The sequence below is a fragment of the Bacillus yunxiaonensis genome (assembly GCF_037104695.1).
GTDB classification, from domain to species: domain Bacteria; phylum Bacillota; class Bacilli; order Bacillales; family Bacillaceae_G; genus Bacillus_A; species Bacillus_A yunxiaonensis.
The window spans coordinates 78146-90237 of the sequence record NZ_JBAWSV010000001.1 but is presented as its reverse complement, the minus strand read 5'-3'; the positions used below and the strand labels follow the sequence as shown (position 1 = coordinate 90237).

Below are 12092 nucleotides of genomic sequence, written 5' to 3'. Positions count from 1 at the left end.
GATTCTCTTTTTAACGGAGGTATTTCTCATGGGATCAAGAATTATGCATGTAATTATAGCGAATTTGGTTGCAAAAAAATTGGCGATTCAGGACAAAACTTCTTTCCTACTCGGAGGAATTGCAGCAGACGCAGTTCATTCAAGAAACGAAAAAGAAATATCGCACTTTTATATAGGCACAGTAAAGAATTATACAAGAAGAATTGATTATGAAGCATTTCTTAATAAATATAAAGTATATAAAGATTTTCCTTTCATATTAGGATACTATACACACCTCATTGCTGATGATATATGGCTGCAAGGATTCTATCTCCCCTGGCTCAAAAATCGAATAGATCATGATCCTAATATCCTTTCTTTGTACCATCATGACTTTAAGCTTTTAAACGGAAAGTTGCTACATTCTTATGATAAAGATAAGAGTCTATTTCATACCTTGAGTATGAACGCGAATTTGGTAGGTATCGAAGAAGTACTCGAGGAAAACATTCATTCTTTTAAAGCATTAGTTTTTGAGGATATGTTGTACCCACAGCAAGATTTATATGAACCTCTACAAGTATTTACAATGAATCAAATCATTGGTTACATAGAAACTTCTCTTCATAAAAGTGTTTTCTGTTTAGAACAACTGTGTATTACCTGATAAAAAAAAGCCGTGACTACATAATATTCGTAGTCACGGCTTTTCAATTTATCTAGGCTTCTTCTTCCCATTAAATGCAGGTTTCTTTTTCTTTGGAGCTTTCGGTTTCGATTCAACAAACGATCCTTTAAACATTTCTTGCTTATTGAATTGAATACCTAACTTCTTCGCAAATTGAAGTAACTTCTTCTCTTCTTGCGGTGTTACAAGCGAAACGACTGTCCCTTCTTTACCCATACGTCCTGTACGTCCTGAACGATGAATATATTGATCGAGTGTATCTGGTAATTCTAAATGAATTACATGTGTTAAATCATCAATATCTAATCCACGTGCCGCAATATCTGTCGCTAATAAAATTTCTACTTTTCCTTGACGGAATGCTCGCATCGTTGCTTCACGTTCTTGTTTGTTTGCTTCTGCATGAAGAGCTGCTGCTTTCATCTTACGGAATTTCAATTTTTCAGCAATTTCATCTAATCGAAATGGATCATTTAAGAAGGCAACTGCTTTTACATCACCACTATGCATAATTTTACGGATAAAATCATTTTTTTCACGACGTTCACAAACGATATACATATGTTCAACAAGGCTCTTCGTTTCCGTGCGTTTTACGCGAATCATTTGAGGTTCAACGGCAAAATCACGCGCTACTTCCTCTGCATCTTTTGTCATTGTTGCAGAGAAGAATACGACTTGACGATCACGCATTGTCGATTTCATAACATCAGACACAGCATCTATCATCTTTTGTTTTACAATTTGATCAAACTCATCAAATACAATTGTTTTCACTTCATGCATTTTCAATTTCTTCATGCGGATTAGTTCTAAAATACGTCCAGGTGATCCAACGATTACTCGCGGATGTTTCTTTAACTTCTCTACTTGACGCTTAATATCCGCACCACCTATTAAAGATGCACCTGAAATTTCAGTACCTGCGGTAAACTTTTGCACTTCTTCATGAATTTGCATCACAAGTTCACGCGTCGGTGCTAAAATTACAACTTGAGGTTGTTTCACTTCAGGATTAATTTTATGTAAAAGTGGTAATAAATACGCTAATGTTTTACCTGTCCCAGTTGGAGATTCAGCAATAACATCTTGTCCTTCTAGAATAGTTGGAATAGCTTGCTTTTGGATTTCAGTAAACTCTTTAAAACCAGCCTTCTCCCAAGCTTGTAGCAAAAATGGTTGCATCTCTTTTATCATTTCTTTTTCTCCTTTATATCTATTTTTGAAGAAATTGTTGTATTATTCGCATCGTTTCTATCATATGAGAAATAACAGCTATTAAATCATCAACATGGTCTTCTGTAATCGCTTTTTGAAATAAAATTTCTACCTTATTATGATATGAAATCGCTTGCTTATTATATTCGTATGAAATTTGCTGCGTAATCATTCGTTCTTTTCCCCATATGGATTGTAACAACGCTTCGATTTCTTGACAATCTTTTTCCGGATGCTCCAAAGAAAATGCAAAGAAAAGCTTCATTTCACAGCCAGGTACAAAATATGGTACCTCTAATATCTCACCTGATAAATTTTTTGCATCAACTGATAATAAAAATGTTGCCTCTACTAGTGACTCTATATACTCTTTCAGTTGAAACGAAATGGTATATGTACGACTAAACGATGCGAGATCCATTATATCTTTTCGGTCAGTTACAATGATGTCACCATGCAAATCAAAATCATATACAGCTCCCTCAACAATAACCTTTAAATTTTCAAAAGCAGTTGGATCAAACATATATTCCTCCAAAAAACAAGCGCCTTTCCATCGAAAGGCGCTGCGTGATGTACGTATAGTTTACCGATAAAAGAGAAGAAATACAACCTTTTAGAATAAACCTACTGCTTTTCCATCTTCATTTACGTCCATTTGAAGAGCTGCTGGTTTCTTCGGAAGACCCGGCATTGTTAACATTGTTCCTGTTAATGCTACAATAAATCCAGCACCAATTGATGGTTTTAACTCACGAATTGTTACAACAAAGTCAGTTGGGCGTCCTAATTTTGTTGCATCATCAGAAAGAGAATACTGTGTTTTTGCCATACAAATTGGCAGGTTGCCCCATCCTTCTCCTGCAAATTGCGTTAATTGCTTGCGAGCTTTTGGTGCAAATTCAATATCTTTTGCACCATATACTTTTTGAGCAATTGTACGAATTTTTTCTTCTAATGAAAGTTCTAAATCATATAAAGGTGCGTATTTATTTTCACCTTTTTCAATTACTTTTAATACTTTCTGTGCTAGGTCAACACCGCCTTGACCACCTTTTTCCCATACTTCTGTTAATGATACTTCGTAACCGCGCTCACCGCACCAAGTTTGTAAGTACTCTACTTCAGCATCTGTATCTGTAATAAATTTGTTGATCGCAATAACAAATGGCACACCAAATTCTTGAATAGTTTCAACGTGTTTTTGTAAATTTTCCATACCTTTTGCTAACGCATCAACATTTTCTTCTTTTAACCCATCTTTCGCTACGCCGCCATGCATTTTAAGAGCACGAATTGTCGCAACAATGACAACAGCTTCCGGCTTAATACCTGCTGCTCGTGCCTTAATATCTAGGAATTTTTCAGCACCTAAATCTGCACCAAAACCAGATTCCGTAATCACATAATCACCAAGTTTAGCTGCCATTGTTGTTGCGATTACACTGTTACAACCGTGTGCAATGTTGGCAAATGGTCCACCATGAATAATTGCTGGTGTATTTTCTAACGTTTGTACTAAGTTTGGTTTTAACGCATCTTTTAAAAGAAGTGTTAATGCACCTTCTACCCCTAAGTCTTTTACTGTTACAGGCTCATTATCCATATTGTAAGCTACAACAATACGAGCTAGACGTACTTTTAAATCTTGTACATCTGTCGCTAGGCAAAATACAGCCATAATTTCAGATGCAACTGTAATATCAAAACCATCTTCACGCGGTACACCTTGTACTGGTCCACCTAGACCGATTACAACATTGCGAAGCGCACGGTCATTTAAATCTACACAGCGCTTCCATACAATTTTACGTGTATCGATGCGAAGATCATTTCCTTGTTGAATATGGTTATCGATAAATGCTGCAAGTGCATTATTTGCAGTTGTAATCGCATGAATATCGCCTGTAAAGTGAAGATTAATGTCTTCCATTGGTACGACTTGCGAATAACCACCGCCCGCTGCACCGCCTTTTAATCCCATAGTTGGTCCAAGAGATGGTTCACGAAGTGCAATAACTGCCTTTTTACCAATTTTATTAAAAGCTTGCCCTAAGCCAACTGTTACAGTTGATTTCCCTTCTCCTGCAGGAGTAGGGTTAATCGCTGTAACTAAAACAATTTTCCCATCTTCTTTTCCTTGTAAGCGCTTAAAAATTTCAAGAGATAACTTCCCTTTATAATGACCGTACGGCTCTAATTCTTCTTCTAAAATGTTTAATTCTGATGCAATCTCTTGGATTCTCTTCATGCTTGCTTCTTGTGCAATTTCAATATCAGATTTTACTGTAGTAGTTGCTGTCATATTCCCTAGTCCCCCTTTAATTAGTTCTGAAAATATTGTATCAGTTTTTTGTATTTTCTGCACTTATAATCCTCCTATAAGTTACTTCTTTTGAAACATAAATACCCACATAAATGTTAAAGCTTGCTGCAATTCAAGCGGAAGTTGTCCAATCATCTTTTCATCTACCCCTCGCTTATATACCCCTATTCCATCTATCATTTGCAATCCTTGCTCCTGTGCAAGCTTTTGAAACTCCCACGGCATCATCGTATTACAAATGACATCTTTTCCATATAGACGTGGATAGCTATTTTCACGCGGCTTTGCTGTTGGTCCTAAAATGGCAATACATGCAAAACCTTCTGGTGCTAATACCCGCTTTATTTCTTGCAATGCTTGAAGAGGTGCTTCCGCCCATTCTAATGAATTTACTGCTAAAACTGACGCAAACTCCTCATCTTGAAATGGTAATGCAGCAAGATCTCCTACTATAAACGATAAATTAGGACCTTCACCGCGTTCTTTTCCTTTTTCAATCATTTGCTCTGATAAATCAATACCACAAACCTTGTAACCAGCTTTATTTAGTTTGTATGTGCCATATCCATCTCCACACCCTACATCAAGAACAGTTGCCCCGTTTCGTATGTATTTTTGAAAAAATGGAATAATTGTACTACGGCTGCCACTATCCCACATTTCTTGACTATTTTGATTCCAAAAATCAGCATTATTATCCCATTTCTGCTGTGCTGCTTCATGCCAATTAAATTTTGTCATTATTGTCCCACCTTTACATTTTACATCTACTTAAAAGTCATTCTACATCATTTTACATTATTCCTGTTTATTCTTAAGGAGAGATGGATAACATAGCAACGGACAATTACTTTCTCCATTTTTTATTCGTTTGGATATAAATAACAAGCATGTTTTTTTCTTTATAAAAAATACTAAACATACCCTAAATCGAAAGAGAGGGCTATTCATTGCAAAAGAAACGAACGCATCATTTAAAAAGCGGAGAAAAACAGGAAGAATATGCGGTAGAAATTACCCCTCAGCGCCTTCCAATTAGACGTCGTCGTAAAGAAATCCATAAAGAAGAAGACAGAACGGACGTTGGTACAATTGTTGGGTACATTGCATTATTTCTCTCTTTATTTTCAATTGCTTTCTATCCTATTACATTTGGATCTCTTTCCATCTTAATTGGACTTCTCGCTGTTCGTTATGAAGCAAAAACACTTGGATATACAGCTATTGGCTTTGGAGGATTTTCTCTGCTTTTCAGTTTATTATATCCTCTCTTCTTATCAGCCTTTTAAAAGGCGCTTTCTTATAAAGTGAAACTTTTATCAGTGGGGGCTTCATCCCCCACTGATAGAAAGCTCTCACCAATCGGGCACACGCCAGCAGTTATTCCCCACCTATCTTCTTTGCTTCTTTCAATCTTGAGGTGGGGATCTTACTGCCCACGAATAGCGGGATAAAGAACTAAAACAAAAAATATTTGCAAGCTAAAAAAGGAGTGAATCTTCACTTCTTTTTTAGCTTGCAAATCTATCACCTTCATTATTACGTTTTATAATTGAGTAAATTATTCATTCTAAACTTAGAGGATTGTCCATTTCAGATGCCATCAGGTTACATATAATTTATTAAAAAAGGAGTTGTTATAGCAGTTTGGAAAATAAACAAGTAGATGCCTCTGTTGAGCAAGACGGACAGCAAACTATCGTTGAACATTCTATACATGAGAAGCTAAAAGTTGTAATTGTTATTAACAACCAGTTCACTAATACACCAAATACTACACAGCTAGCAAGTGGCTCAGGTCGAAGCAGTGCTGAAGGAAAAGCCAAAAATGAAGGCATAGAAGGCACCCAGTACGAACCACATGAAAACCATAAAACATGCTGTGAAGAAGAAATTATCATCATTCTTAATAATCAGATTAATTGTGCAGGAGGGAACGATTCTAATTCATCCGCTACTCAAGTAGCAAGCGGCGGTGGTACAAATTCGGAAATTGAAAATTCCAATACGAAACAACAATTTTCAGTTGGTGGCTCAAAAGATGCTATAGGATTAAACAAAAGAATGAATAGTGGCCAGATAGAAGCATTTTCCAAAGGTTTCAACTCAAAACAACAACCTTCTGATGGTGGACCTAAACTTTTCATTTCTTAAAGAATAATATACTCATTCCCACTGATAAAAAGCCTTCACCTATACCTATCTTCTTTTCTTAGAATACTGAGATGAAAGCTTACTACCTTTTACGTATGGGGATACAACAAATGGATGCATTTGTTGTATCCCTGCTTATTAACGAAATAACATCACATAACCGCAACCACTGCAATGATAAGCGGTAATTTCTTGAAACACAGGATAGTTCTCCTCATCTCGCTGTTCAATAAATACTTTTTCAAAGCGATACATATTCGGAGCATATGCCCAATCTTGTTTTGTACGGGCATATAAAGTGGACGAAAAAAAATCTTCGCCTCCACAAACCATACAAGTCTTTTGCAAAATAATCTCCTCCCCAAAGCCTGTCTTACCATAACTATATGAAGAAGAGTATAAAAAAAAGACCTTCTAAACATTAGAAAGTCTTTTCAGAGGAAAAGAGGAACATCCCCAATATTCCAATGGCACTATACGTCTTCTTTTTTCCTGTTTCTGTTTGAAAGGTTTGTTCTATTTTCATAAAGAATACTCGGTTTTGAACATCACTACTAACAAACTCCAGTTTCTCTTCTTTATTATCTTTTTTCTGTGTACAATTAAAACTCACTTCATTACATACAATTGAATATTCATCTTCTAAATGTTTTTGAAAATCCGCTTCTTTCGGACAAGTTAATAATAAAATTGCTACAAATATAATACTACTAATACCTACTATTGTGAAAGTCTTCTCCATTTTGTCTCCTTTCCAAAAAGAAAGAAAACTTGACGTATATCGCCAAGTTCCCTTAATTCATTATCCACTGCCACTCTTGTTCTTTCTTATCAAAGATAAGCCATCCAGTTTTAGAAGCTTCACTTTTCAAATCTTCTAAACCATCTAGAACTTCATTTGTACTTTCATACGAGCCAATGACATAAACAGGAATCTCTAAGCCACGTCTTGATTCTATTTTTCCTGCTAAGTCCAAGTATAAACCATCTTCCATAAATGGCAGAAGTTCGAGAATAACCTCTTTTGAAATTGCTGGATAGATTTTCGATTTTTGAAAGAATGCGAATCGTTTTTTTCCAAATGAGCCAATTTTATAAGGAATTACCTTAGTAAGCATTCCAACAAAGTCTTGCATTCTTCGATAATATACTTTATTATACCAGCCATCATCATGAGAAAGATAAACGAACCTATTTTTCAAAAGTGGAAAAAAAGCCTTCCCAAGCGGTTCCTTTTTGTGCGCCAAATATAGCAATTCTGCAATTTCTTTTGGCTCTAATTCATCCAAGTCATTTACATCATCAAAATCAACCCAGCAAAATTCTTCAAACTCTTCAACATCTGCTGCAATTAATTTATGTATGTTCTCTTCTTCTGCATATTCAAATAAGGTATGATAATTTAAATCAGTCCATTCAAAACTATGCTTTAAAAGCAGGACTTGATGAAGCGGTGAAGGAATATTGCTTGCAAACTCCTCAAAAGTAATTCCAGATGTGATAAAACAATGATTGCGACGATTACCATTAATGTAAATCATATTTTTGATTTGGTCAGATCCTCCAGACAAAGCACCTAGCCACCTTCGTTTTATATGTTTCAATACTATAGGATATTTTATCACGAAAATTTTTAGAAACATAGAAAAAACTATAAAAACTATTTACATTTTTATGAGTTTTATTACATCACCATTACAAGAAAAAATGCCTGCTTATAAACAGGCATTTTTCATACAATTTCATCTGGATTTTGTGGATAATGCGAACTATCCTGTTTTTTATTATTTTGAAAGATCGACTGAATCTTATCAATTGTTTGCGGTGCAAGTTCAATTACTTTCTCTGCCAAGTGCGTTGCATTTTGCAAATGAAGAATATTTACACCATCCTTATTCACAACGAGAAAGGCCACCGGTGTAATAGAAACTCCCCCTGCACTACCACCACCAAATGCAGGATGACTTTGTGCCTTTTGCACGTCATTTGTGGAAAAATCTGATCCACCTGCACCAAAACCAAATGCTACTTTTGAAACAGTTAAAACAACACCGCCATCTGCTGTTTGAACAGGTTCACCAACAATTGTATTTACATCAACCATTTCTTTTAAATTTTCCATAGCAGCTTTCATTAGCCCTTGAATTGGATGATCCATCGTTCTAACCTCCTTTTTCATATCTTTCCTAGTTTTTCCTAAACATTGTGAACTAAACATAAATTTTTCGTTGATTTTTAAAATAACACGTACTAATATTTAGAAAATACAAACAAAAAGGGGTTGCGGCAAACATGATTCGAAAATTAGCAAAACAAGAGCACCAACAAGTACTTTCTTTTTTAAAGAAAGAAGCTGCATTCAATTTATTCTTAATTGGTGATATTGAGGCATTTGGATATGATCAAGATTTCCAAGAATTATGGGGACAGTTTACGATAGAAAATGAATTACAAGGTGTCTTATTGCGCTTCCATGATTCCTTTATTGCTTATGCTCAAGATTCATTCCAGCCAGAAGCGTTTATTGATCAATTTACTAACCATGACTACATTAAACTCTCTGGAAAATCAGAGGTTGTGGAACAATTTGAAAATCTAGATAACCTAAATCTTGGTAAAAAAATCCATACATACTTTTGTGAATGTACAACCGAGAAACAGTTCGTAAAAAATATAAATAAAGAAAACATAAAAATGGCAACGGTTGAAGATGTGGATCGTATTATGCATTTACGAAAACAAATTACTGAATTTAAGATGGCAAACAATGCAGGTAAACTCCTTCGCCAAGCAATTGAAACAAACACTGGACGGACATATTACATAGAAGAAAACGGAGAAATTATCGCGTGCGCGTCCACATCTGCGGAAAATTCATTATCTGCTATGGTTGTAGGTGTATGCACACACTCAAATCACCGCGGAAAAGGATATGCTTCTCAAATCATAAGTAAAATGATTCAAGATTTTATTGCTGAAGGAAGAACACTTTGTTTATTCTACAGCAACCCTGCTGCTGGGCGAATTTATAAACGATTAGGCTTTGAGGACATTGGAACTTGGACGATGTATCGCTAAAGTGAAACTGCCATCAGCGTAAAATATCTTCATTTCCCACTGATGGCAGCTTCATTTTATTACAATTATACTTTCTTCTCTCACGATTCCACATGTTGAAAATGCTCAACAACTGGAAACGGCTCATAAAAATGATGCAATCTCTTTTTCCATTCTTCATATTCACTCGATTTCCGAAACCCTTCCGTATGATCTTCTAACGTCTCCCAGTTCACTAATAGAAGATATTTCCCTTGAGCTTCTATACATTTATGAAGTGTATGACCTTGGTAACCTTTCATAGAAGAAATAATGGCAGAAGCCTCTTGAAAGGCATTTTCAAATTCATTCTCCAACCCGCGTTTCACTTGGAGCATTGCTGCTTCTAATATCATAACTCTCATCCTTTTACTTTTATTTCACACTAGAATTCACAAATTACATACCCTCACGTTTCAAGCTCATAACAATTTGCCGCTCAACGAAGCCCATCTCTTTATACAACTCTTTCGCAAAATTTCCTGCAAACACGTTTAAACGAATTTCCGAATAGCCTAGCTTATTTAGTTCATCAATTGCTGCTCTCATAAGTTGGCGTGAAAGATCTTGACCACGATAAGAAGGCAACACATACAATTCATAAATGAAACCTATTACTTCTCCAGAAAAATAGTCTTTATTGCTTCCAATCAATATCCATCCATTCAAAATATCATCCTGTTTTATAACAAGATAAAATGCTCCTTTTTCTAAAAGCGGCACCGTAATTTCTAGTACTTTCTCTTGGCTAAACTTACTTGTCTTCATAGTCCCTTCATATAAAGACTCGGCCGCATGAACTAAAATTTTTTCCGTATCGCTTTCAGTTGCTCTTTGGATCATACGATTCTCTCCCCTGTTAAACATGCAATACCATTCTGAGTGTTTTTAACATATAACCATCAAAGTCTTCCACGAACGCATCTACCACTGCAAACCCCTTTGCATTATAAAATGCTTTCCCTTTTTTATTCTCTGTTTCTACGTTAATATATATCTTCTTAACACCTTCTAATGTTGTAATTCCTTTACGCAACAACGCTGTTCCCATACCACTACCTTGATATTCAGGCAATAAGTAAATTGCCCCTAACTCCGTTTCATATTGATGCTTTATCGGTGAAAAATTTGCAAATCCAACAACTTTCCCCTCTACTTCTCCTACAAATAAGTGTGAATGTTGTAAACGGTGGCTCATCATGTCATGAGAATAAGCATGCTGTAAAAACTTCTCTTGCACCGGTACCGGAATAATGTCTTTATATGTATCATTCCAAGAAGTCTTGGCCACATGTTGTACAGATGGAATATCTTCTTCTTTCATTTCACGAATGACAAAATTCATAAAGACTCCCCCAATCTATACTCTGCTAATATGTTACACTTCACACACATTCCATCTTCATATACGACTTGGATTAATTTAATACAATCTACTGCTGCTCTCATCGCTTCAAATTTCTCGCATACATGTTGAAAAGCTTGTCCTAATTGTATTTCCGTTAGTCTACTTGCTATTGTACAATGTGGAACCCATTTATCTGGTACATAATAGGAATCTGTATTATCTTGAAAACAACTAAAATATTCATGATAGTTTGTATGAAACTGTTTCAGGTTTGTTGTTGTCGTCGGTGCATAAAACACCGTTCCATTTGCCGGGAAACCACCTATATGAGAAAATTCAATTTCAATAGCTTTCATACGCTTTGAAAAGTGATGCAGCTCTTGCTTAAATGTCTGAACATCAAGCTGCTTATAATCTGCTAATGTAATATGTGGTTCCATTCCTTCAATATTGTTTATATAAGGTGACAAATCACTTAATTCATCCCACTTCTTATATATGTGTGTTGCAAATATTTTATCAAACGTTACAATAACTGCGTACAAACTGCTCATCTCCTCGGTGCTTTCATTTCTTCCCATTCCTCACGGATCATCCCCATCCGAATCGAATCGTAATATTCTCCATTATAATAACGGCATTTTCTCATTCTTCCTTCTAATTGCATGCCAAGCTTCTCAGCAACTTTCATCATGCGACTATTTCCTGACCATGTTGTCAAACCAACCCTTCCAATCGTCATATGTTGGAATAGAAAGTCAATGTACATACGTAAAGCTTCTGTACCATAACCTCCATTCCAATATGTTGGATTGTAAATAGTAATGCCAATCTCTAACCAACGTGAAGGCTCATGCTCCCAGTAATATGTTACGATTCCTATGATTTCACTATCTTTTTCGATGATGAGCTGTGAATACGGGTCTTTCTCGAGCTTAGAATGTATTCTTTCTTGAAATACCGAAAATTCTTGTCTTACAAAAGGAAAATACGGTGCGTCCCACCTTTTCCATTCTGGTTTTTCCTCTTTATATATTTCTTGCCAAAGCGGAAATAAATCCTCTTCTTCTATCATTCTAATAGCTATTTTTTCCCCTTTTACATAAAGTTGTTTCATAACTGCCTCCTATGCTTGCTTTCTCATCCTTCAATTACCATGTAGCAATATACTGTGTAATCTGAACTATCAAAGATAGTACGAGACACCATTGTCTATCATTAAAGGGAACTAAAAAGATACTATATTTCTTTACTAGTTCTATCTATTATAATGTTTTTTC

Annotated in this window: 17 protein-coding genes; 4 read left to right on the top strand and 13 right to left on the bottom strand. The window is 35.6% G+C overall.

Annotation, left to right across the window (positions count from 1 at the left end; genetic code table 11):
* The first annotated feature begins 28 nt into the window (after positions 1–28).
* Entirely contained in the window at positions 29–649 is a 621-nt protein-coding gene (locus WAX78_RS00495; RefSeq protein ID WP_336480370.1) for a zinc dependent phospholipase C family protein, read from the top strand.
* Between the two features lie 48 nt (positions 650–697).
* Here WAX78_RS00495 and WAX78_RS00490 read toward each other — a convergent pair whose 3' ends face one another.
* The 4 genes from WAX78_RS00490 to WAX78_RS00475 all read right to left on the bottom strand — a co-directional run bounded on the left by WAX78_RS00490 (position 698) and on the right by WAX78_RS00475 (position 4955).
* Positions 698–1867 (bottom strand): DEAD/DEAH box helicase, encoded by a 1170-nt coding sequence (locus WAX78_RS00490; RefSeq protein ID WP_336480369.1) that lies wholly within the window; start codon positions 1865–1867, stop codon positions 698–700.
* A 19-nt stretch (positions 1868–1886) separates the two neighbouring features.
* The gene (locus tag WAX78_RS00485) at positions 1887–2414 is read right to left on the bottom strand and encodes a hypothetical protein (RefSeq protein ID WP_336480368.1); all 528 of its coding nucleotides are present in this window, start codon (positions 2412–2414) and stop codon (positions 1887–1889) included.
* Positions 2415–2504: 90 nt separating this feature from the next.
* On the bottom strand, positions 2505–4193 hold the full coding sequence (locus WAX78_RS00480) for a formate--tetrahydrofolate ligase (RefSeq protein WP_336481320.1): 1689 nt from the start codon (positions 4191–4193) through the stop codon (positions 2505–2507).
* Between the two features lie 81 nt (positions 4194–4274).
* A complete protein-coding gene (locus tag WAX78_RS00475; protein WP_336480367.1) occupies positions 4275–4955 on the bottom strand; it encodes a class I SAM-dependent methyltransferase in 681 nt (226 codons plus the stop codon).
* A gap of 209 nt (positions 4956–5164) precedes the next feature.
* Here WAX78_RS00475 and WAX78_RS00470 point away from each other — a divergent pair, with 209 nt between their 5' ends.
* Both WAX78_RS00470 and WAX78_RS00465 read left to right on the top strand, forming a co-directional pair.
* On the top strand, positions 5165–5503 hold the full coding sequence (locus tag WAX78_RS00470) for a permease (RefSeq protein ID WP_336480366.1): 339 nt from the start codon (positions 5165–5167) through the stop codon (positions 5501–5503).
* Positions 5504–5861: 358 nt separating this feature from the next.
* Complete coding sequence (locus WAX78_RS00465; RefSeq protein ID WP_336480365.1) at positions 5862–6368, top strand: hypothetical protein; 507 nt, start codon at positions 5862–5864, stop codon at positions 6366–6368.
* 138 nt (positions 6369–6506) lie between these two features.
* Here the strand turns inward: WAX78_RS00465 and WAX78_RS00460 are convergent, their stop codons facing one another.
* From WAX78_RS00460 to ytfJ, 4 genes are all read right to left on the bottom strand, one after another.
* The gene (locus WAX78_RS00460) at positions 6507–6716 is read right to left on the bottom strand and encodes a hypothetical protein (protein WP_336480364.1); all 210 of its coding nucleotides are present in this window, start codon (positions 6714–6716) and stop codon (positions 6507–6509) included.
* Positions 6717–6789: 73 nt separating this feature from the next.
* Positions 6790–7110 (bottom strand): hypothetical protein, encoded by a 321-nt coding sequence (locus WAX78_RS00455; RefSeq protein WP_336480363.1) that lies wholly within the window; start codon positions 7108–7110, stop codon positions 6790–6792.
* Positions 7111–7162: 52 nt separating this feature from the next.
* Positions 7163–7939, bottom strand: coding sequence for an oxalate:formate antiporter (locus WAX78_RS00450; RefSeq protein ID WP_336480362.1), 777 nt, complete (start codon positions 7937–7939; stop codon positions 7163–7165).
* A gap of 161 nt (positions 7940–8100) precedes the next feature.
* On the bottom strand, positions 8101–8526 hold the full coding sequence (gene ytfJ, locus WAX78_RS00445; RefSeq protein ID WP_336480361.1) for a GerW family sporulation protein: 426 nt from the start codon (positions 8524–8526) through the stop codon (positions 8101–8103).
* Between the two features lie 134 nt (positions 8527–8660).
* On the opposite strand from ytfJ, the gene WAX78_RS00440 reads away from it, so the two are divergent.
* Entirely contained in the window at positions 8661–9446 is a 786-nt protein-coding gene (locus WAX78_RS00440; RefSeq protein ID WP_336480360.1) for a GNAT family N-acetyltransferase, read from the top strand.
* A gap of 80 nt (positions 9447–9526) precedes the next feature.
* Here WAX78_RS00440 and WAX78_RS00435 read toward each other — a convergent pair whose 3' ends face one another.
* Genes WAX78_RS00435 through WAX78_RS00415 form a run of 5 tightly spaced genes read right to left on the bottom strand, consistent with a single transcriptional unit; the run spans position 9527 to position 11929 of the window.
* Positions 9527–9820 (bottom strand): antibiotic biosynthesis monooxygenase family protein, encoded by a 294-nt coding sequence (locus WAX78_RS00435; RefSeq protein WP_336480359.1) that lies wholly within the window; start codon positions 9818–9820, stop codon positions 9527–9529.
* Between the two features lie 43 nt (positions 9821–9863).
* Positions 9864–10307, bottom strand: coding sequence for a GNAT family N-acetyltransferase (locus WAX78_RS00430; protein ID WP_336480358.1), 444 nt, complete (start codon positions 10305–10307; stop codon positions 9864–9866).
* A gap of 16 nt (positions 10308–10323) precedes the next feature.
* On the bottom strand, positions 10324–10809 hold the full coding sequence (locus WAX78_RS00425; RefSeq protein ID WP_336480357.1) for a GNAT family N-acetyltransferase: 486 nt from the start codon (positions 10807–10809) through the stop codon (positions 10324–10326).
* The gene (locus tag WAX78_RS00420) at positions 10806–11357 is read right to left on the bottom strand and encodes a 2'-5' RNA ligase family protein (protein WP_336480356.1); all 552 of its coding nucleotides are present in this window, start codon (positions 11355–11357) and stop codon (positions 10806–10808) included. Before WAX78_RS00420 ends, WAX78_RS00425 begins: the two co-directional genes overlap by 4 nt.
* A 5-nt stretch (positions 11358–11362) precedes the next feature.
* A complete protein-coding gene (locus tag WAX78_RS00415) occupies positions 11363–11929 on the bottom strand; it encodes a GNAT family N-acetyltransferase (protein ID WP_336480355.1) in 567 nt (188 codons plus the stop codon).
* Positions 11930–12092 lie beyond the last annotated feature (163 nt).